The sequence below is a fragment of the Niabella aquatica genome (assembly GCF_054779315.1).
Genome location: NZ_BAAGYM010000018.1, coordinates 1 through 22,392, shown reverse-complemented (window position 1 = coordinate 22,392; position 22,392 = coordinate 1). Strand labels below are relative to the sequence as shown.

General features: G+C 41.4%; 18 protein-coding genes. 7 read left to right on the top strand and 11 right to left on the bottom strand.

Going from position 1 to position 22,392, the window contains the following annotated elements; translation table 11 throughout:
- Positions 1-167 precede the first annotated feature (167 nt).
- Positions 168-2,309, bottom strand: a complete 2,142-nt coding sequence (locus tag ACYVBM_RS15020) for a bifunctional aldolase/short-chain dehydrogenase (protein WP_460686502.1) — start codon at positions 2,307-2,309, stop codon at positions 168-170.
- A gap of 142 nt (positions 2,310-2,451) precedes the next feature.
- Positions 2,452-3,576, bottom strand: a complete 1,125-nt coding sequence (gene rhaT, locus ACYVBM_RS15015) for an L-rhamnose/proton symporter RhaT (protein WP_460686501.1) — start codon at positions 3,574-3,576, stop codon at positions 2,452-2,454.
- Between the two features lie 173 nt (positions 3,577-3,749).
- Here rhaT and ACYVBM_RS15010 point away from each other — a divergent pair, with 173 nt between their 5' ends.
- Positions 3,750-4,706: a 1-acyl-sn-glycerol-3-phosphate acyltransferase gene (locus ACYVBM_RS15010; protein WP_460686500.1), complete on the top strand. Its 957-nt coding sequence runs from the start codon at positions 3,750-3,752 to the stop codon at positions 4,704-4,706.
- Positions 4,707-4,709: 3 nt separating this feature from the next.
- Here the strand turns inward: ACYVBM_RS15010 and ACYVBM_RS15005 are convergent, their stop codons facing one another.
- The 3 genes from ACYVBM_RS15005 to fusA form a co-directional block, all read right to left on the bottom strand.
- Positions 4,710-5,900: an ATP-binding protein gene (locus tag ACYVBM_RS15005; RefSeq protein ID WP_460686499.1), complete on the bottom strand. Its 1,191-nt coding sequence runs from the start codon at positions 5,898-5,900 to the stop codon at positions 4,710-4,712.
- A 142-nt stretch (positions 5,901-6,042) separates the two neighbouring features.
- Positions 6,043-6,585: a hypothetical protein gene (locus ACYVBM_RS15000; RefSeq protein WP_460686498.1), complete on the bottom strand. Its 543-nt coding sequence runs from the start codon at positions 6,583-6,585 to the stop codon at positions 6,043-6,045.
- 190 nt (positions 6,586-6,775) lie between these two features.
- Positions 6,776-8,926, bottom strand: coding sequence for an elongation factor G (gene fusA, locus ACYVBM_RS14995; RefSeq protein ID WP_460686497.1), 2,151 nt, complete (start codon positions 8,924-8,926; stop codon positions 6,776-6,778).
- Between the two features lie 522 nt (positions 8,927-9,448).
- Here fusA and ACYVBM_RS14990 point away from each other — a divergent pair.
- Complete coding sequence (locus ACYVBM_RS14990; RefSeq protein ID WP_460686496.1) at positions 9,449-10,870, top strand: hypothetical protein; 1,422 nt, start codon at positions 9,449-9,451, stop codon at positions 10,868-10,870.
- Between the two features lie 205 nt (positions 10,871-11,075).
- Here the strand turns inward: ACYVBM_RS14990 and ACYVBM_RS14985 are convergent, their stop codons facing one another.
- The 5 genes from ACYVBM_RS14985 to ACYVBM_RS14965 all read right to left on the bottom strand — a co-directional run bounded on the left by ACYVBM_RS14985 (position 11,076) and on the right by ACYVBM_RS14965 (position 15,711).
- Positions 11,076-11,852, bottom strand: a complete 777-nt coding sequence (locus ACYVBM_RS14985) for an META domain-containing protein (RefSeq protein WP_460686495.1) — start codon at positions 11,850-11,852, stop codon at positions 11,076-11,078.
- A gap of 107 nt (positions 11,853-11,959) precedes the next feature.
- The gene (locus ACYVBM_RS14980; protein ID WP_460686494.1) at positions 11,960-13,441 is read right to left on the bottom strand and encodes a type III PLP-dependent enzyme domain-containing protein; all 1,482 of its coding nucleotides are present in this window, start codon (positions 13,439-13,441) and stop codon (positions 11,960-11,962) included.
- A 414-nt stretch (positions 13,442-13,855) separates the two neighbouring features.
- Positions 13,856-14,200, bottom strand: coding sequence for a 50S ribosomal protein L20 (gene rplT / locus ACYVBM_RS14975; protein WP_460686493.1), 345 nt, complete (start codon positions 14,198-14,200; stop codon positions 13,856-13,858).
- Positions 14,201-14,248: 48 nt separating this feature from the next.
- Complete coding sequence (gene rpmI / locus ACYVBM_RS14970) at positions 14,249-14,446, bottom strand: 50S ribosomal protein L35 (RefSeq protein WP_460686492.1); 198 nt, start codon at positions 14,444-14,446, stop codon at positions 14,249-14,251.
- A 125-nt stretch (positions 14,447-14,571) separates the two neighbouring features.
- Positions 14,572-15,711, bottom strand: a complete 1,140-nt coding sequence (locus ACYVBM_RS14965; RefSeq protein WP_460686491.1) for an acyltransferase family protein — start codon at positions 15,709-15,711, stop codon at positions 14,572-14,574.
- Positions 15,712-16,017: 306 nt separating this feature from the next.
- On the opposite strand from ACYVBM_RS14965, the gene ACYVBM_RS14960 reads away from it, so the two are divergent.
- Complete coding sequence (locus ACYVBM_RS14960) at positions 16,018-18,270, top strand: cation:proton antiporter domain-containing protein (protein WP_460686490.1); 2,253 nt, start codon at positions 16,018-16,020, stop codon at positions 18,268-18,270.
- Between the two features lie 184 nt (positions 18,271-18,454).
- Here the strand turns inward: ACYVBM_RS14960 and ACYVBM_RS14955 are convergent, their stop codons facing one another.
- Complete coding sequence (locus ACYVBM_RS14955; protein WP_460686489.1) at positions 18,455-19,102, bottom strand: HU family DNA-binding protein; 648 nt, start codon at positions 19,100-19,102, stop codon at positions 18,455-18,457.
- A 321-nt stretch (positions 19,103-19,423) separates the two neighbouring features.
- Between ACYVBM_RS14955 and ACYVBM_RS14950 the strand changes: the two genes are divergently transcribed.
- From ACYVBM_RS14950 to ACYVBM_RS14935, 4 genes are all read left to right on the top strand, one after another.
- A complete protein-coding gene (locus ACYVBM_RS14950; RefSeq protein WP_460686488.1) occupies positions 19,424-19,834 on the top strand; it encodes a DoxX family protein in 411 nt (136 codons plus the stop codon).
- 4 nt (positions 19,835-19,838) lie between these two features.
- Positions 19,839-20,249, top strand: a complete 411-nt coding sequence (locus ACYVBM_RS14945; RefSeq protein ID WP_460686487.1) for an acyl-CoA thioesterase — start codon at positions 19,839-19,841, stop codon at positions 20,247-20,249.
- Position 20,250: 1 nt separating this feature from the next.
- Positions 20,251-21,237 carry a site-2 protease family protein gene (locus ACYVBM_RS14940; protein ID WP_460686486.1) on the top strand — a complete coding sequence of 329 codons (987 nt, stop codon included), beginning with the start codon at positions 20,251-20,253 and terminating at the stop codon, positions 21,235-21,237.
- A 160-nt stretch (positions 21,238-21,397) separates the two neighbouring features.
- Positions 21,398-21,775, top strand: coding sequence for a VOC family protein (locus ACYVBM_RS14935; protein WP_460686485.1), 378 nt, complete (start codon positions 21,398-21,400; stop codon positions 21,773-21,775).
- Positions 21,776-22,392 lie beyond the last annotated feature (617 nt).

Genomic DNA, 22,392 nt, shown 5'->3' with positions numbered 1-22,392 from the left:
ATACGTTTTTTAATAACCCGGCATATACCATTATATCCGCCTCTTTCCTTTTACTCAAAAAACGGGTTAGCTGACTGGACAATCACCAACCCTTATTGCTTTGCTATATGAAGATTCTTTAACCACCCTTTCAGATCTATAGGTCTAAAAAAGCTTATAGATCTTGCTTACCTTACAAACGCCTGTGCCACGCCACCATCTACGTTTAGTATATTACCTGTAGATTTATTGAGCAGGCCGCTTACAAATACGAAGCAGGCATTAGCGATATCATCAGGTAAAATAATTTCATTCATTAAAGTGCGCTTAGCATAATAAGCGGGCAGCTCTTCTACAGTAATACCATAGGCTTTGGCACGACCTTCGGCCCAACCTCCTGCCCAGATATTGGAATCAGAAATAACCGCATCGGGATTCACTGTGTTCACACGTATCCTATCACTGCCCAGCTCCGCTGCCAATAGTCTGGAAAGATGCGCCTGGGCCGCTTTGGCAGAACCATAGCCTGCATTATTAGGGCCTGCTACAATCGAATTTTTAGAAACGATATTGATGATATCTCCGCCAATACCCTCCTGTCCTGCAGATAAGTTTTGCTTACGCATAACAGCCACGGCAGCTTTTGAAACCATAAACTGCCCTTTCACCAATATATCGTATAGCCTGTCCCACTCTTCAACCGAATGTTCTGTTATACTTTTTGAAATGCTGATACCGGCATTGTTCACTACTATATCCACACCTCCAAAAGCCAGCACAGTGGCATCCAACGCTGCAGCAATGGATTCTGCATCTGTCACATTCAGGGTTACTGAAGCTGTAGCATCTTTTCCAAAAGCCTTCTGAAACTCCAGCGTAGTAGCGTCTATTCTTTCCTGGTTAATATCGTTAATAATCACACATGCTCCTTCCTGCGCAAACCTCCGGGCTATAGCTTTTCCTATGCCACCACCGCTGCCGGTGATTAAAGCAATACGCCCGCTTAATGGTTTTGGCCGGGGCATACGTTGTAGTTTGGCCTCTTCCAGTAACCAGTATTCAATATTAAAGGCTTCCTGCCTCGGCAAAGAAGTGTATTCAGAAATCGCTTCGGCACCGCGCATCACATTAATCGCATTGGCATAAAACTCAGCGGCTACCCTTGCCGTTTGTTTATCTTTTGCAAAAGCAAACATACCTACGCCGGGATAAATAATAATAACCGGGTTAGGGTCGCGCATGGCAGGGCTGTCGGAATGTTTGCAGGTATTATAATAGTCGGCGTACATTTTGCGGTAATCCTCAAACAAAGGAGCAATTTTTTCCTTTACCGCAGCTATGTCGTCCAGGTTCTCACCTGTAGAAAGATTTAATACCAACGGGCTGATCTTGGTACGCAGGAAGTGATCGGGGCAGGAAGTCCCTAACGGCGCCAACCTTTCCAGATCATTAGAATTAATATATTGCAAAACACGGTCATCATCGGTGAAATGTCCGATCATTTTTATATGGGAAGAACAAAAGCCACGCAGTAAAGGCGCCAGGGCAGCAGCTTTCGCCAGGCGTTCTGCTTTAGGTAAAGCCTGTATTTTTTCACCACCAAAAACAGGGCCTTTTTTGCCAAGGTTCTGATCAATATATGCTGCGCATTTCTCAATTACTTCCAAAGTATTGATATAGCTTTCATAAGCTGTATTGCCCCAGGTAAACAAACCGTGAGAGCCTAACATAATGCCGCGGATACCAGGATTTTCATCCAGACATTGCTTCAGCATTAAGCCTAACTCGAAGCCTGGTTTTTGCCAGGGCACCCAGCCAATAGTACCTCCGAATAATTCTTCGGTAATTTTTTTACCATCTTTTGCTGCAGCAATTGCAATAGCAGCATCGGGGTGTAAATGATCTATATGCTTAAAAGGGAGAAAGCCATGCAGCGGCGTATCAATAGAAGGAGCTTTGGAATTCAGATCATAAATACAATGATTGAACAGCTCTACCATTTCATCTTCATATTCCAGACCGCGATACACATTTCTAAGACTGCGCAGCTTGTCTACATATAAAGCGGCAAGGCCGCTTCTTCTTAATGTGCCCAGGTCGCCTCCACTGCCTTTTACCCACATAATTTCAGTTTCCTGGCCGGTAAGCGGGTCTTTCGCTATTGCTTTACAAGACGTGTTTCCTCCACCATAGTTGGTAAGCCGTAAATCGGCACCCAGCAAATTTGAGCGATAGATCAGCAATGCTACTTCATCGCCTGCGAGCTCGGCAGCTTTTGCTTCATCCCATAAATAACTAACATGTTTAAAAGTCTTAGTGTCTGTTGCCATAATTCAAGTTGTTGTTGAGGCTCACCGGAAAGCGATTGCCTTTATAATCCTCATTATTTTTTATAGATAGAAGTTAAGATTCCATTTAAACAGGGGATGGATTACCGACAAACCTATACATAGAGCCATCAGAAAAAAAGCACTATCTCAATGAATTACCCCAGCCTACTAACAATACCGATGCCAGGATAATAATAATACCTAATACCACGGTTCTCAGTGTTTTTTTGCTCACGCCTTTCCATTCTTTTAATATCAATCCCCATATATTGGCAATAAGTATAATGAATGCCATGTGCAATATCCATGAGCTTGGGCCGTTCCCCATTTTACTTTCACCCATACCATAGAAGAAAAACTGCAGGAACCAGGTAGTACCGGCCAAAGCACAAAAAATGATATTACGGAGAAGAGGTGTTCTGCTATTGGTATAATCTCCAAAAGTTTTATTACGTGCATTTAAAATAAGGCACCATATCAGGTTAGTAGTAAGCCCTCCCCAAAGAATGATGATATAGGAAACATTATTCTGATAAAGAAACTCGCCCTGTCCGGGATGAGCCGCTTTCCACAATTCATTAGCTACCTCTGCCATGGGTTTGGCAGCTTCTATACCAAAATTAAAACAGGCGCTTAAAACACCTGAAATAATAGCCACTACTATTCCCAAGCCAAATTTATATTCGTCTTTACCAGAGAGATGTGCCTCACTGTCCGCATTTCCTACTGCATGAGGATCTGAGTTGGTAACACCGGTTCCCGCCAGTTCCTTTTCCTTCATCATACCGGCTTTTCCGCAAACGATGATCCCCACTATACAAACCAGCAATCCCGACAAAACGGCTATACCCCACGTGGTACCGGTTAACAAACCTATTGTATCTTTTCCTGTTTCAGGTGAGAACTGGTAATAAACAGCAGGAATAAGCGCCCCAAAAACCATACAGAGCCCCAGAATAATGCTGCTGCCCAGCGATACACCCAGGTACCTTACGCCAAGACCATAGGTTAGTCCTCCAATGCCCCAAAGCAAACCAAACAGAAATGCAAAACCCAGTGTAGCGCTGTTAGCGTGGCTGATGATCTCTGTAAAATTGGGAATAGTAAGCCATGCAGCAATGGGGGGCACTATTAACCATGAAAACAATCCGCCTATAAGCCAGTAAGATTCCCAGGCCCAGCCCTTTACTTTTTTATAAGGTATATAAAAACTGCCCGATGCAAAACCACCGATAAAATGAAAAATAACTCCCAGTAAAGCGTTCATGAATGATTATTTTCGATATAGTAAGCAAAAATCCTTTACAAACCGAAAGTAAGTAATGAAATACCTGTAACTGTCATGTACTGTCATGATTCGTTTTAATTTTCAAAAAATTTAAGAAAATGAAAACATTTCTTGTTATTTATATAAATTGCTGACATTTAACAGGTTCAACTTTGATTTATCATGCGCTTAAAATATATGTTCGCTTCATCATTCATTTATTTTTTCATTCTATAAATGTTGATAAAAAAGAACTGCTAAAAACCGGTGGGCCGTTGCTTATAGCAAGTAACCACCCTAATTCTTTTTTAGATGCTATTATTTTTGATATTCTTTTTGATATTCCTGTTACATCACTGGCACGGGGAGATGCATTTAAAAATAAAGGTATATTTCGTTTGCTGCGTTCCCTTAAAATGCTGCCCGTGTACCGCATAAGAGAAGGCTCAGAAAATCTGAACATCAACTATGAAACTTTTAATACCTGTATTGAGCTATTTAAACAAAAAGAAGCTGTGCTGATATTCAGCGAAGGACTTTGTATAAACGAATGGCATCTAAGACCGCTTAAAAAAGGGACCGCAAGATTGGCATTTAAGGCATGGGATGAAGGAATTCCGCTAAAAGTATTGCCTGCCGGAATTAATTACAGCTCTTTCAGGAAATACGGGAAAAAAGTGATTGTACACTTTGGCAATTTTTTAGAAGCCGGGCAGTTTGCAGCACCAATCACTGATGGAGAGCGGAACGCATTATTTAATAAAACATTAAGGGAACAATTACAGCCGCTGGTTTTTGAGATCGGTAAAAACGATAAGACTGCATTGGAAAGTACATTCGGCAGCACACCAATCACGGTAAAGCTGCTTTTAGCATCGCCGGCTTTAACCGGAGCTCTGCTGCACGCGCCCTTATACTGGTTTGCCAAACTGGTTGTTAAGCTTTTCTTCGGCAAAACAGATCATTACGACTCTGTAATGTTTGGCGTTTTATTGCTGAGCTATCCCTTTTATGCAGCGTTGCTTTCAATAATTGCAGGGCAGTTTACACTCTTATGGGGATGGGCCATGATCGTGCTGCTGCCATTTACAGCGTTCTGCTGTGCTAAATATGAAATAAGAAAGGGCTAGGCATCAATATAAAAAACCAAAAATCCATAAAGGTATTTTAGTGCCTATACCTATTTCAATGTTATCGGCAGCAATAATGTAATGCTTATTTTCTTTAACCTGTGTGGCCGTTTTCCCTTTTCCACCAACTTCTATTGCCGTGTCATTTACTAAAAAATCACCTGATAGAGGCGCTGTTACCAGGAACCCTGCATTGAGCAACTGGTTTAGCACAAAGGTTTCCCTGATATTTCCGATTTCAGGTTTTTCTGTAAGAGCATATATAAGATTGGTATTTTCGAGATATATTTTATCTGGTTTTTGTAATTGAGACACTCCCTTACCGGCAGCTGATAAGACATTTAAAAGACGGGCATCTACTAACTGGTAGAGATACTGATAAACACTATCCCGGCTTAAATCCAATTTTCTGGCAAGTGCCGAAATGTTGGGCTTAAAAGGTGTGGATTCGGCTATTACAGAAAGTAGCTTTTTTACTTTAATAGCTGTGCCGCTATTATAAGAAGCGATATACGCAAGGTCAGTATCTACTATGGTATTAATTACCTGTGAAAGTTTTAACAGATATTCGTTTTCCCCCTCAGCTATAATAGGCAGATAGCCGTTATTAAGATATTTTTTAAAATAGGGCAATGGTTGTATTCTTTCCAGAACCGACCTGCCAAAATCCCGGTGTTTTACAGATAAGTCAGCAAAACCAATCCGTTCAAAAGAGTATCCTTCAGAAAAAGAAAGATATTCCCTGAAAGACAGCCCCGGTAGCAGATAACTGATTATCCGTCTGCTTAAATCTGCTTCGCCACGATAAATATCTAATGCAGAAGAGGCCGAGAAAATAATCTTCATTTCCGGAATTCCATCATATATATTTTTTAATTCCCGCGACCAATTAGGATATTTATGAACTTCATCTATTACTAACAACCTTCCACCCTGCCGGTACCAGTCCATTGCCGTATCCAAAAGGCTGTGATTGTAAAACCAGGTATGATCGGCAGTCACATAAAGGGCATTTTCAGGCATTTTCAGATCAAACTTAAAATGCTGCAACATTAAGGTAGTTTTACCTGCGCCACGTGAACCTTTTATTCCTATCATACGCTGCTCCCAGTTTATTTCTGAAAACAATGATCTCCTGAAATTATTTGTGACACCTTTTAATATATTTTCCTGAAAAACAAATAAAGGTTCCATAAATGTCGATTTAAAAATACAAAATTATATAAAAAATGTCGAATACAATATACAATAGATATATCTAACACAAAAAACCCCGGCGTGTGAACCAGGGTTGATACCTTTTTTATTATTCAGATGTATAGCAACACCAAGCTAATCAGAATTTATACACTTTGTCGCCAATTTTCACTTCCTTCCAGTTCTGGGCAAATCCGAACCCTCTTTTAAAGCTCCTATAGCTTTTTTGCCCTTTCAAATTTGGGTGATTGATCATATCGTATTCAAAGGTTATCTGTTCATCGCCCTTATAAGTTATCTTTACATAGAGGTCGTTCCAATCTTTTTTTCCGGTAGTATAAAACACATCACCAACTTTTGCTCCAAATTTTGCATGGGTATAGACACTGCCCGGGTGATCAGGAAACTTTTCGATAAGATTGTTGTCTTTATCTATCCGATAGTAATTTTTGCCAAAGACATCTCCGCCAATACGGGATGAAAATTCATAGAACAGTCCATTGTCTATCATTTTCGTATCGGTTATTTTGATGTAATTTTCATCGTTTGTGCGCCAGTAGTTTCCCACTTCCATCGGCAAATAGGAGTCACCTTCATAAGAATACTGTTTATTAACCCCTTTTTTGCTGCATGCTGACAGGGCCATTATGCAAACACCTATAAATAGTATTATATTTTTCATATGCAAATATTAAGATTCTGAAAGTTTTGTTCATCTTTAGACGAAAGCATCCAGTAAAACGCAACAGCAAATGATAGATTTTCATCATGTACTCAATAGAACTTCCTAAAATACAATAAACCCCAGCCATCAGCCGGGGTTTATTATTTTATAATTAGTAACTACCTATTTCCTACTCACTATTCACCCACTATGCCGTTACTTTACCTTTTGCTTTCGCAATCACTTCCTCCGCAATATTGTTAGGAGCTGGTGCATAGTGCGAGAACTCCATAGTAGAAGAGGCACGGCCAGAAGATAAAGAACGTAATTGAGTTACATAACCAAACATTTCGCTCAACGGAACTTTCGCCTTAATTACCTGCACACCTGCGCGTGTATCCATACCTTCCATCATACCACGACGACGGTTCAGGTCACCAGTTACATCACCCATATATTGTTCAGGAGTCAGTACTTCTACTTTCATAATTGGCTCTAACAGGATCGGCTTAGCCTTTCTGCCTGCCTCACGGAACCCTTGTTTGGCACAAAGTTCGAAAGACATAGAATCAGAATCCACGGGGTGGAAGCTACCATCAAATACACGGATCTTCATATTATCAACCGGATAGTTAGCCAGTACACCACTTGTCATGGCAGACTCAAAACCCTTCTGGATAGCCGGTACAAATTCACGCGGAATAGCACCACCAAAAATATCGTTTACAAACTGGTAGCTTTTATCAGGGTTTTCTTTTTGCCATTCTTCATCAACAGGACCAATGCTGAACTGGATATCGGCAAACTTACCGCGACCACCGGTTTGTTTTTTCAAAGTTTCCCGGTGCTCAATAGTGGTGTTGAATGCTTCTTTATAAGCCACCTGCGGAGCGCCCTGGTTTACTTCTACCTTAAACTCGCGGCGCATACGGTCTACGATGATTTCCAGGTGAAGCTCACCCATACCGCTTAGAATGGTTTGACCCGTATCTTCATCTGTTTTTACACGCAGGGTAGGATCTTCTTCCACCAGCTTGGCAATAGCCATACCCATTTTATCAACGTCTGCTTGTGTTTTAGGCTCTACTGCCACAGAGATCACCGGCTCAGGAATGAACATATTCTCTAAAGTGATCGGGTGGTTCTCATCACAAAGGGTATCACCGGTTTTAATTTCTTTGAAACCTACTGCTGCACCAATATCACCAGCCTCGATAAAATCGATGGGGTTTTGTTTGTTAGCGAACATTTTCATGATACGGCTGATACGCTCTTTTTTACCGCTGCGTACATTCAATACATAAGAACCCGCGTCTAAATGACCGCTGTAGCAACGGAAAAATGCCAGGCGCCCTACGAAGGGGTCTGTCATGATTTTGAAAGCCAGCGCTGCAAAAGGCTCTTTTGCATCAGGCTTGCGTATTAATTTCTTTTCAGGATCGTTAGGATCTGTTCCTTCAATAGCCTCAACATCTACCGGAGAAGGCAGGTAACGGCAAACCGCGTCCAGGGCAGTTTGTACCCCTTTATTTTTAAAGGAAGAACCGCACATCATCGGTACAATGCTCAGGTCGATCGTAGCCTTACGGATGGCAGTATGTATTTCATCTTCAGAAATGCTGTTAGGATCATCAAAAAATTTCTCCATCAGGGCATCATCATATTCAGCAACCGCTTCAACCAGATGGGCTCTCCATTCTTCTGCATCCTCAATCATGTCGGCAGGGATGTCAATCTCCTGGTAAGTCATCCCTTCTGTTTCCACATCCCAGATAATACCTTTCATTCGAATAAGATCTACTACTCCCTGGAAGTTATCTTCTGCTCCAATAGGTAATTGTAAAGGCACCGCTTTTGAGCCCAGCATTTCGCGAACCTGTTTTACCACGTTCAGGAAATCAGCACCCTGGCGATCCATTTTATTTACGAAACCAATACGGGGAACCCTGTAACGGTTAGCCTGGCGCCATACTGTTTCAGATTGCGGTTCTACGCCATCTACCGCAGAGAACAGCGCGATCAGGCCATCCAGTACCCGCATAGAACGTTCTACCTCTACAGTAAAATCTACGTGGCCGGGAGTATCGATAATGTTAAAAGAATATTCTTTAGTAGTTCCTGCAACAGCTTTCCCTTTATCTGTAGGGAAGTTCCATTTACAGCTTACGGCAGCAGAAGTAATGGTAATACCACGCTCCTTTTCCTGCTCCATCCAGTCTGTAGTAGCACCACCATCGTGCACCTCACCAATACGGTGAATCATACCGGTGTAACGTAAAATACGTTCTGTTGTAGTGGTTTTACCAGCGTCAATATGAGCGGCAATACCAAAGTTTCTTTGAAATTTTAAATCTGCCATGATTATTCTTAATTGAATTATAAACTTTTACTTTCTAAAAACAAATGATTTACAATGACTTACGAATAAAGCATTATAAGCCTTGAATTTAAGGGTGCAAAGGTAAGGAAAATATGAGATTTGAGATTTGCTAATTTAAGATGGGTGTACGACAAATTCACATATTTTAAACCTGTTTAGTCAGACCTCACCCCCGACCCCTCTTCAAAGCAGAGGGAGCAGAATTCCTGCCATAATAAAAGTTTGTATCAAAAAGAGCGATTTGTCGTACGCCTTTTAAGATCAGCCGCCATTGATACTATAAGTTTAACCATCCCCGGCGCCATTATAAATACCTGGAAACACCAGCATATATATCGTTATGAGAAAAAGCTAAAATGCCTCATCGAAAAAAATAAAGGGCCCGGCTAATAAAACAGCCGGTTCATCGAATACCACTTCTACCCCTTTCTTCCCCTGTATAGTTTCGCATTGCTTAAGCACTAAACCCTTTTAAAGAACCAGTCCTCAAAACATTTTCAAATGAAAAAAATATTTTTGCTGTTAAACATTGTGCACTTATTTATGTTCTCCCATGCCCAAAACGGATGGCAGGCAGAAGGTTATACTTTCGGACCGGGAACACATACAGCGAATAGCATTCAATGGCCTGCCGGAAAAACTGTAACTATTGAACCAGGCGCTGTTGTAACGTTTAGTAATGCTTCTTATGCCGGGGGTAACTTAATCGTTAAGGGTGAGCTTAGCATTAATTCCACTTCCTTTCAGTTAGACGGGAACCTTGTACTTGCTGAAGGCGCTAAACTTACCATAAATGGCTCATTCAAAACCCAGACAAGCATTACCTATCCTTATAACTCGGCTATACAAATTACCGGCACCTATGAAATGAATGGCTGGTCTGCCCCTGCACCTGTGGTAACAATTGACCGTACAGCATCATTCCGGGTGGGTAAATTAGCCCTGAATCCCGGGCAGGCAGGTTTTATTATAAACGAAAACAGCGTTGTTTCGGCTGCAGATGTTGTAACCAGCGGAAAACTGACCGTAAACGGTACCTTAAATGTTGTGAATAGTATTATCAGCAATGGCGGCAACTTTACACTAAATGAGGGAGGAATAGTAAATACCACAGATTTTAAATTTCAAAATCCCAATAATAGCATCAAAGGATTTATTAATGCTTTGGGAAGGGTTGAATTTCATAACAGGCCTAATACAATGGCCTGTCCGGGAGCAATCTATACCAGGGATTTTTATAATTATAGTGAGCGTAACGTAGTAGAAGGAAGCGGGTATATTAAAGTAACAGGTACATTTCAGAGCTCGAATGCGCTTACAGAAAGCACCGGTATTTCTTTAAATGCCCCCGATGCCGGTAATGGTTCTATCTCTAATAAAAAAACTGGCCAGGCTACTTTAGGCACTTCCTCTCCATGTGCTGGCAGCAATCCCGTTTTAAAACAGGACATCCAGTCCCTGCCCGTTACTTTTGGTGCAATCAGCTCCAAAATTGTTAATAATACCCTGGTAGTACAATGGTCTACTCTTTCTGAAACTAATAATCATCACTTCAACATTGAAGTATCTGACGATGGCAGGAATTTTACAAAGATCGGTGAAGTAAAAAGCACAGCTGTTAATGGCAACTCGACCAGAGAACTGAGCTATGATTTTTCCTACATGCTTCCTGCTAAAGCTATAGCTGGCGGGCTTGCACTTGCGTTACTGGCAGGAGGAAGCATCATGTATTATAAAAGGAACAGGTACAGGATAGTAACAAGGCTTTTTGTTATACTAATCAGCGCTACCTTATTTTCCTGCAGCAAATCAGACGCTGCTATAGAAATATCAAATGATCAAAAAATATTTGTACGAATTGTACAGGTGGATATCGACGGGCAAACATCAGCATCGCAGGCAATCAAAGCAACAATAAGATAACAGCTGTAATCGCAGAATTGGTTTGAGAGGCGGCTATCTTTACAGAACAGCCTCTCGTTTTTTAGAGGCGCTGTATCCTGTAGATCTTTTTACATGGGATAATCCGGCTTTTCTGTCACAGTCGGCCCGTAGCTTTTGATTTATAAAAGTACAGCCTGCAAACAAAAAAACGCTATAGCTTACCAAAGCAGGAAGATGTTCGAAATTATAGCGGCTGCCCGGGTTCTGCCACTGCCTCGATCAACAGTACATCTTCCTTATCAAACAATTTTAGTTTGTTGCCGATCACCTGGTATTTATTCACCAATGGCAGAACTTTTGTTAATACGGCTTCATTCATAGCCGCATCTTTACAAAACATTCGGGTACTTATGGCTGTACTGATGCTGATACGATAAGTACTGTCGGCCGCAGCACTGAAAGAAAACCGGTTACAACCTGCGCTGGCAGAAGCTTTGTCCGGATCTCTGAGATCCAGATAGGCCTTATCTTTCAGCATCTGTTCATTATCACCGTTGATCATTTGCTGAATATACCATTTACGTGTAACGGAACTGTTTTCATCATCCATTGCTTTTTCAGCGTCAAAAAGCAACGCTCCGTTTTTTGCAAAGAGCTTTAGCCGGTCTCCCGAAACAGCAAAAGAATATATTTTTTCAAGATGGTGTTGAAACAGATGATCTGTATTATTATCTATGCATCGGGAAAGATGGACAGATATATTATCTACCTTTATTCTGTTGCCGTGACCAAATTTTGGTGTGAAAGAAAAATAGCGGCATCCGGCGCTTGCGCCTGCTCTATACACATCCCTCAGATCTATGTACGCCGTTAGTCCCTGCTCCCGATCCTTCATTTTTGTTATTTCCCATTTGTGATGCAGGCCCTCGGTGTGCATGGTGCTTACAAGTGGCGCCGCATTTCTGTTACAGGAAAGAAAGACAATAGCTGCCAATATTAAAAGTGATTTCGTGTGAATCATAGCTGATTTAAATTGTGAACCAGTAAACCGACAATATTAAATATGAAATTTCAAACAAGCAATAAACAGCGAGTACCGAAGAAGCACGTTCAGCCTGCAATAGAAATTTATCTCAAATACCCCAGTATCTTCAGCATACTTTGAGCTGACTGCTCTTTGGCATACACCCATTCTTCCAGCTCCCCGTTTTTATCGTATTCGATAATCACGTGTTTGGGAGAAGGAATGAGGCAGTGCTTAATACCTCCATAACCGCTTATCTGGTCCTGGTAAGCGCCGGTATGGAAAAAGCCTACATATAATGGTTCATCGTTTTCAGTGCTTTCTTTCTTTTCAAGGTCCAGCGCATCCACAGGCCTTACCGGCGAGTTGCCTACCCCATTGTCGTTTTTAATCTTGGGCAGAAACACCTCGTTAATATGCTCCTCACTGTCATAGTAGTCGTGACCATCACAGGTGATGCCACCCAGCACCACACGCTGGTATTCATTGTCCCATTTATTAATAGGCAGCATTAAAAATCTTTCACCGATTCCCCAGGTATCGGGCAACGTGGTGATAAAAGAAGAATCGATCATATACCAGGTTTCACGGTCGTTCTGGCGTTTCTCCCCTATCACGCTGTAAATATGGGCCATGCTTTCGCCTACTGTGTAACTGCCAAATTCCGTGTAAATATTAGGCACAGGCACCTTGGCTTTTTTGCAGGCAGATTTGATATTGCTGATGATCTCATTGATCATAAACTGGTAATCGTACTCAAAAGCCAGGCTGTGCTTAATAGGAAATCCTCCGCCAATATTCAGTGAATCCAGCTCCGGGCATATTTTCCTTAGCTGGCAATACAGGTTGATGCTTTTACGCAGCTCACTCCAGTAATAAATATCGTCTTTAATCCCTTTGTTCAAAAAAATATGCAGCATTTTCAACTGGAACTTATTTTCATTTCCCTCTATCTCATCCACGTAAAACTCCAGTACATCTTTGGCGCGAATACCCAGTCTTGATGTGTAAAAAGGAAAAGTAGGCTCTTCTTCCGCAGCAATACGGATACCTATTTTAAAAGGTTCTTTGCTTTTTATACTGCGTTTGTACAAATTCAGCTCTTCCTTATTATCCAGCACAGGAATCACATTTTTAAACCCGCTGTTGATCAGCTTTGCTATGCGCGACGTATAATTTTTTTGCTTAAATCCGTTACATACAATATTAATATCCTTGGTTATTTTGCGGCGTTTATACAGCTGGTTGATAATATCAATATCATAAGCGTACGATGTTTCGAGGTGTATATTATGCTTAAGCGCTTCGCCTACCACAAACGAAAAATGGGAGCTTTTGGTACAATAAGTATAAAAGTACTTGCCTTCATACTTGTACTTCTTCATGGCATTGGCAAAGTATTGTTTGGCCTTGTTAATATTGATTCCGATCTTAGGCAGGTAGCTCACTTTTAGCGGGGTGCCGTATTTCTTCACTAAAGCCTTATAATCTATGCCGTTAAAAATAAGGTCGCCTTTTTTAACGTCAATTCCCTCCTGCGGAAAGTTAAAGGTCTGTTCTACCAGCCCTAAATAAGAGTTATTCATTAGCCATAACACCGGCTGCTCCGGCACTTATTGGTTTACAAAATTGACCGCTAAATTAGGGAAATATGTCTGAACTCCCGCTATGGGCAGGACAGGTTATGATTTATATACAAATAAGGGCGCATGTGGAACCTTTTCGGCTCAAAAAGGCAGCCACAGGCGACAGAATAGAGTTGCGAAGCGAAGACCATCCACCCGGATCGGTACGCCAGCCCGACAAGGTCATTCTGGCGGGGGACGGACTTCGCACAGCAACATTGCCTGCCGTTAAACTTGGATGCATTTCAAAATGTCGCACCTGGCATCATCCGGACAAACCTGGTCTGATCGTCCCGATCTGACCAGGTTTAGTAAAAAAAAGGTGGCGCAACAGCACCACCCATTTTAAAATTCCTGCAATAATATATGCACCGGTTATTTCACCGAAGCTACCAAAGCTTTGAAAGACTCAGAATTGTTCATAGCCAGATCGGCCAGCACCTTCCTGTCCAGCTCAATACCTTTGGTTTGTAATTTGTTGATGAATTGAGAGTAGGTCAGCCCTTCTTCGCGAACAGCAGCGTTAATACGAGCGATCCACAAAGTGCGGTATTCCCTTTTCTTTAACTTACGACCTACATACATGTAAGTCATACCTTTTTCTACAACGTTTTTAGCAACGGTGTATACGTTTTTACGTTTACCGTAAAAACCTTTGGCCTGTTTTAATATTTTTTTCCTGCGGGCTTTAGAAGCAACTGCATTTACTGAACGTGGCATATCTAAATAAGTTTAAATGTTAAAGAGTTAAAAGCTGAAAGCCTGAGCTTATTTCAGCCTTAATAAACGTTTTACAAAATCTAAGTTGGGCTTAGCGACTACACCGTCAATACGCATGTGGCGTTTACGTTTGGTAGATTTTTTTGTTAAGATGTGACGTTTGAAACTCTTTTGGTGAGTGATCTTGCCAGTAGCTGTTACTTTAAAACGCTTTTTTGCGCTTGAGTTTGTTTTTACCTTAGGCATGGTAAATGTTTAATTTAATTGTTACACCTTTGAGGCGTTCCCGCACCGGCGGAACCCTTTTCGGGCCTCTTCAGGAAATATCCGCTTTTTTTTAACGGATTGCAAAGGTAAGATAAATTCCGGATTTAAGATTCCGGATTCGATATTTTTCCTTTAGATCTCATTGTCAGCCACTTGCGAGCAGGCTCATCAAAGAATTTTAACGTTGCCCATGCCAGGATCAGCGCAAGTATCAATATAATCCCTGAAAATAAATACAGGTTACGCTCACCGGGATCAGTAGCAGCATAGTTGCCTAATATCCATATCATCCAGTAATGTGTCATATACAAGGGGTAAGAAATAGCCCCTAAAAAAGTACAGATTTTCTTAACCCTGCCCGAAACATGCGAACCGGCGCCACAGGCTACCAGCAGTGGAAATAGCAGGATTACCAGAAATACTTCTGTAATCCAATCGTTTTCAACATGCGGAACCAAGAAAACAGCAGCTAATACAACAGCGTAAAAGAAAAAATGCAGTTTATTTTTTATGGTGAGCCTGAAACGGTATACCACCAGCCCTGCGATAAAAGAAAATACTACCCTTGCATAACCATCTGCAAAAGTAATATCATTCCATCCCCCCAGCAGGTTTCCCCTGTGCCAGCCTGTCCAAATAATAAATGCTATTGCAATGATTAAAAAAATCAATAATAGTTTTTTCGTGAGGCGAACCAGCACTAGCGCATATACAAGATTTATAAAATATTCCATTGATAAGGACCAGGCCGGCGCGTTTAACGGAAATACATTCCCGTACCTGCCCAATACAGGACATGGAAGCATCAATACAGAGCAAACCGTTGCTATGATTATTTTCCACCATCCAAACTCCTGCACAGGCGATATGGTAAAGGGATCTGAAAATAATCCTGCCAAACCTAAAGCCGTGCCCAGCACAACCAATGGCTGCAGCCGGATTAACCGGTTGATAAAAAACCTTTTTACGCCAATCTGGTATATGCGGCTATCATAAGCATAGCCTATTACAAAACCCGAAAGGCAAAAGAAAAAATCAACAGCAAGAAAGCCATGCGCTATAGGGTTTTGAGTTAAATCAGGAGTCAGGATTTCATAGCAATGAAAAATCACCACTGCTATGGCGGCTATGCCTCTCAGGCCATCCAGCGCCTCGTAATGCGGCTTGCCCATTAATGTTTTCTGTTGTATGTGGTTGTTAAAACGTGGCAAAAATAACGACCTGGTTTTGAGAATTCCTAACACTTTTTAAACATAAGGAATTTACAGGGTTTACTAAAATACACAGAAATATTGTTGTGATCTCCGGGCAGATGGAAAGGGAATATTAGTGATCAATGAATGGTTCCGGGCTTGCATGTAAGCGGCATTTGCTCTGTGTTTTAAAAATCACATAGCATTTCAAAAAAAAATATTATATTCCGCCGGAAACCAAACAGTCAATGCTGACTATTTTTTATTCGAATATTTTATGGATGATAGATGCTGTAAAGCACAAGAGAGTGACACAAGGAAGATGATAGTAGCACTGAAGCCGACATTATAAATTTTATGAACCATTTACCTCATTTAATTACAGACCTGGCCCTGATATTGGGCGTGGCCTCTGTTATAACCATTATTTTTAAAAGATTACAGCTGCCCCTTATTCTGGGTTATCTTGTTTCGGGTATACTCATAAGCCCCAACTTCAAAATTTTTCCTCCCCAGGTATATGAAATGACTGATGTGCAGGTGTGGGGTGAGATCGGGGTTATATTCCTGCTGTTTAGCCTGGGACTTGAGTTCAGCTTTAAAAAGCTGGCTAAAATGGGCAGCTCGGCTACAACGGCAGCCGGTTTTGAAGCCATAGGTATGGCTATTATTGGTTTTGGATTGGGCAAGCTGATGCATTGGCCCCTGATGGATTGCATTTTCCTGGGTGCCTGCTTAACTATTTCGTCATCATCTGTGATCGTTAAAAGCTTTGCCGACCTGGGCTTAAAACAACGGAATTTTGCACAGCTGGTGTACGGCATTTTAGTGGTCGAGGATCTGATTGCGGTCGTGTTGCTTGTATTGCTGGGTACTTTTGCAGCTACCCATACTTTTGATGCAGGGCAGCTGGGCATGTCTGTCTTAAAACTGGTGTTTTTTCTTATTGTATGGTTTGTAGGCGGTATTCTTTTTATACCCTCCCTTTTAAAAAGGGCCAAGAATTTTCTATCAGACGAAATACTGCTGATTGTTGCCGTAGCCATGTGTTTCCTGATGGTGTATCTTTCTTCACAAGCCGGGTTCTCTGCCGCATTGGGAGCTTTCATTATGGGATCGCTGCTGGCAGAAACTACTAAAGCAGAAAGGATTGAGCATCTTGTTATTCCGGTAAGGGACCTGTTTGGCGCGATCTTTTTTGTTTCGGTAGGTATGCTGATCGATCTGCATGTAATCAAAGACCACTGGCTGCCTATATTACTTATAACCGCAGCAGTAATTGCCGGCAAAAGTATTGTTATATCTTTAGGAGCTTTTATATCAGGGAACAGCCTCAGGGTATCCATTCAAACCGGGATGAGCCTTGCACTGATTGGTGAGTTCTCTTTTATTATTGCCTCTCTGGGCCAGAAGTATAATGTAGTCAGCAGCGAGCTCTACCCGATTATTATTACTGTTTCGGCGCTCACTATTTTTATTGCGCCATCGCTTACTTTGTCAAGCACCAAAATATACAACTGGATCAACAGCCACCTTTCACCCAAATGGCAGGCCAGGCTTAACCGGTATAGCTCAGAGGCTACGGCTTTAAGAGCTATAAATGACTGGAACCATGTGCTTAAATTTTTTATCATTAACACTATTGTTTACTCTGCGGTTGTTATTGCCCTTATAGCCCTTAACAATACCTTCCTTTTACCCTGGCTAAAAGAGCTGAGCTATAATTTCGGGCGTTTTTTCTCTGCTGTGCTTACTGCCGCAGCAATGGGACCGTTTATATGGGCGTTAATGATTAGAAATGAGAAAACAGAGCCTTTTGCCCGCATTTATACGCAGCAAAAATATCACGGTCCTATATGGATCATGCGTATTATAAAAGTATTGCTGGCTTTATTCTTTACCGTTCTCCTGTTAAGAAGCATTTACTCTCTGGATATTGCCCTGTATTTCGGTATCGCACTTTTAATATCGATACTCATTTTCAGGAAACGATTGCAGGAAATGTATGACAATATCGAGGACCGCTTTGTGAAAAACCTTAACAACCGGGAAATTGAGCAGCAAAAGGTAATAGCAGAGCAGGCCGCCCAGAAAAGGAACCAGAGCCTTGCCCCCTGGGATGCGCACCTTACCACGTTCGAAGTTTCCCCGGAAGCAGTGAACGTAATAGGACAAACGCTTGAAGCCCTTCAATGGCGTGAGCGTATTGGTATAAACGTGGCCATGATCAGGCGTGGAGCTCATACGATCATTCCGCCCGAGCGCGATGAAAAAATCTATCCGCATGATAAGCTATATATTATTTGCACCGATAGCCAGGAAAGAAGAATGAATGCCCTGCTGAGGCCCGATAAAAAGGTTATTCAAAACACCCGGGAAATAGAAATGCGGCTGGAGCAGCTGATCATAGAAGCGGGTTCTCCCCTCGTTAACAAAAGCATCCGCGAAAGCGATATCCGGAATATTACACACGGGCTGGTAGTAGGTATAGAGCGCAACGGGGAAAGATATTTGAATCCCGAATCTGCCTGGATCTTTGAAGAAGGCGATATGGTGTGGATCGTAGGTGAAAAAAAACTGATCCATACCATTGCAGAGCAGGAATGGTGACGAAATAAATTATTTCAAACGGAATAATTGAATAAAGTACGTCATCCCCGGCCTTGTGAACGTTCCGCCTATACTCGTATGGCCTTGCCCCTTACTCTTCAACTGATGATTTACATCAATCTGTCCACATGATAAGATTTCCAAATAACAAAATAGACTTAACAATATTGCTGGTTAGCACCAGCTACTGAAGCTTATAAGTATCTTCTGGTTTGATGCTTTCTACTTTCTGCCTGTTACCTGTAGCCGGTTTATTGCACCCGCTTTGCGAAAAATACCATGCGGCGGCAGCTAAAGCAGCGGCAAGCAATACCCACATTATTGTTGTACCCTTCCCCTTCCGTTCATCTTGCAAGAGAAGCTGTTCCCGCATTTGGGCAGTGGTGGTTTCTTTATCGCCCACCAATGTGGCATGACTGGTATTTTCTCTGATAATTTTTTTGGCTGTCACATTGGTAAAGGGAGAAAAATGAGCTGCCGAAGGTGTAAACTGTACTGCTCCATCCACTTCCTGCAATGCTCCCAGTCCCTCCCACCGAACATTTTCTCCATTTTTCAACCGCTCATTAAGGTTATTTGCAAACGCTTCAAATAAACGGGCTGCCTCTTCTTTGGTAACATTTTTATTTACTGCCAGCCAATTACATAAGCCATCAGGAACAGGACCAGCCGTATCACTATCTGCAATAAACTTTACCTCCCATGCAGGAGCTGCAATCGTTTCAGCGGATAAGTTGGCATCCGCCTCTTTTTTTTCCAGCTCAAAAAAACCTGCCTGTGGAACACGCAATTTGTTATACTCAAATAAATATTTTGTAAGAAGGTCAAACATTTTCCATCTCAATTTGAAAACGAATATAGCAATTCAATTTTTATTGCCCTTTGAGTTTTGTTCTAAAAGGGTGGACGCATCAACCTGCAGAATTTTGGCCACCCTGATATTAATCGGACACGAAACAGGTGTTAAAAGCGCATTATTTAATATTATTTTAACTAAAAACCATCTTCTATATTAATTCGCGTATTCGTGGCGTACCACGCTCCATATTATAAAGACCTCAATCTGTCAGATTAAATTTGTGCGTCTGTCCTGGTAGAAGAACAGGAATCCTGCTAAAATTCCCTAAGTTTGTTTTATTCAAAATAAACAATTATGAAGTTAATGACCAGTAAATATTCCGAGCCATCAGTAAGTATCGCCTTTTTGCTGCTGCGGGTAATATCAGGCTCTGCTATGTTAATGAACCACGGCTTAAAAAAGATCACCAACTTCAATGCTATAGTGGCTAAAGGTTTTGCCGATCCTTTTCATATCGGTGCAAAAGCGTCTTTAGGACTTACTGTTTTTGCCGAGGTATTTTGTGCCGGCCTCATCATTATCGGTTTATTAACAAGGCTCGCCACTTTACCACTAATTATAGCCATGGTTGTTGCTTTGTTTTTTGCTCATAGCGGAGAACTGTATGGAGAAGGGGAACTGTCGGGAATTTTCTTAACGGTTTTTATTGTTATTTTCCTTACAGGGCCCGGCAGGTATAGTTTAGATAAAAAGATAGGCAAATAGTTCTATGTATCAATATGAAACTAAAATAAGGGTGCGCTATGCCGAAACCGACCAGATGGGCGTGGTGTATCATAGTCATTATTTCCAATACTTTGAAGCAGCCAGGGCCGAATGGATCAGGAGCTTAGGATTCAGCTATGCCGACATAGAGCGGGAAGGGATCATTATGCCTGTAGTGGAAGTAAACTGCAAATACCTGCGACCCGCTGTGTATGATGACCTGCTAACCATAAAGGTGATTTTGAATACACTCCCTGAAGATCATAAAATATTATTTCTGCAGGAAGTATATAATGAAAAAAAAGAGCTGCTGGCCACAGGAAGTGTATTACTGTTTTTCATGACAGCAAAAACAATGCAGCGGTCCCGGATGCCAGACACACTCTATCAAAAAATAAAACCGCTCTTTGTGTAATATGTCAGAACAGGAACATGAGCGTATAGCGCCGGAGGGAACTGCCGGCTATCCGCCTAAATTTCCTTTAAATCCAACAGAAAACAGGACCGTATTTCTAAAGGGATTATACAGTATTATCCTGTACCTCGGTATAGGCTACTTACTTTTGCGCAGGTGGGACCTGTTGCTGGTTATTTTTGGAGTAGTGCTGTTGCACGAAGCAGGCCATTTTATTGCAATGAAATACTATCGCTATGCTGATGTCAGTATGCTGTTCCTGCCTTTTATTGGTGCTTTTGTAAAAGGAAGCAAAAAAGAAATAAGCCAACGGCAAAGCGCCGTAATATTACTGGCCGGGCCTTTACCCGGCGTCTTGCTGGGTGTCGTTATTCACTTTATATCAAAAGATCATCCATCCTGGTATATAGACGGTGTACCGCTGCAATTGATTGCACAGTTACTGATCTGGGCGAACCTGTTGAATCTTTTACCTGTTTATCCTTTAGATGGAGGCCAACTATTCAATCGTGTATTTCTGAAGGAAGAAGGTATTTTGAGCAATATTTTTATTTTCATATCTGCTGCGATTACTGCGTTTATTGCCTTCATCAGCAGGTTTTATATTTTACTGATCTTACCTGTAATGCTTATTTACAGGTTCTTTGCAGGCAGAAGCTCCGGCAGGCTTGAAAAAGAGATCGAAGAGTCAGGCATCAATATCAACAAAACCTACCAAGAGTTAAGCGATAAAGATTACTGGGATATACGATCTGTTGTAGTACGTCATACACCAGCGCTTCAGCACATACCTGTTAGCGCACCGTATCACTATCACGAAAAAGAAGACAAAATAGCCGCAGAGGTCGATAATACCTTACAAAGGAATCTTTTATTGGATATTTCATTAAATGGTAAAATACTCACTGTTATTATTTGGGCAGCAGCGCTGGCACTGCCCTGGCTTTTCAATATAGAATTCCTGCTCCTTAAATACTTAGTGCGATAAAGCCTACCTTTATAGCGGCATCTGGTATTTGTTGCCTGGTCTTAATCTTGGCAAATTGTGCTTGAAAAGTGCTTCAGACCTTCCTCCGCAAAGGAGGGAAAGGGTTATCTGCAACCGGTAATATGTCCAAATTTTGTATTAAAAATAAATATTAATCATTATGAAAATAGCTAAAGGGCACCAGCCGCTAATGCCTTATCTCATTTTAAAAAATGCAGACGGCTTCCTTGAGTTTACCAAAAATGTATTTGGCGCTACCGAAATGTTTAAAAGCTACCGCGACAATGACAATAAATTTATTATGCACGCCGAAGTACAGATAAACGGCTGTAATATTATGGTTGCAGACGTGAACGAATTTTATGGAGTAGCTAATGCCAATCTTTTTATATATGTAGAAGATGCCGATGAAACAGCCGCAATAGCATTACAAAACGGTGCTAAGATCATTAACGAGCTTGCAGACCAGGATTACGGACGCAGCGGAGGCATAGAAGATCCTTTCGGGAATGTATGGTGGATTACCAGTATGAAGTAAAAATAGTAGGAACAGGAAACAAAATCCTGATATAGCAATTGAAGAAACAAAACAGTATTTGGGTATTGGCACCGCTTTTCGGTACTATTCTTTTTGTTGTGCTGTATATAGTTGCGACACTTTTTTATCCGGGGGGTTCACAGGTTGACAAAAACTCAGCAGGTTTTAGCTGGATGAATAATTACTGGTGCAACCTGCTAAATAAAAATGCAATTAATGGTCAATACAATCCTGCAAAACCCATTGCCATTACAGGAATGTTCATTCTTTGTTTAACACTTACATTTTTCTGGTTTTTGCTTCCTGAGCACATATGCATTCACAAGAAACTGAAACGTATCATTCAAATTTCAGGAACACTATCTATGATAACAGCACTTTTTCTTTTTACTAATATGAACCATGACGGGGTAACAAATATTGCTTCCTTTTTTGGAATCATTGCAACGGCAGGAACTTTTATTGCACTTTATAAAATCAAATGGCACAGGCTTTTCCTATTCGGGCTTTTCAATAGGGTGTTCCCGAAAATTAAAAGATAGTCATTGTACGATTATTTTCGTACATTAAGAGAGGGTGTCAAATTCATCATTTGTTTGTTGGGTGAGTATTTTTAC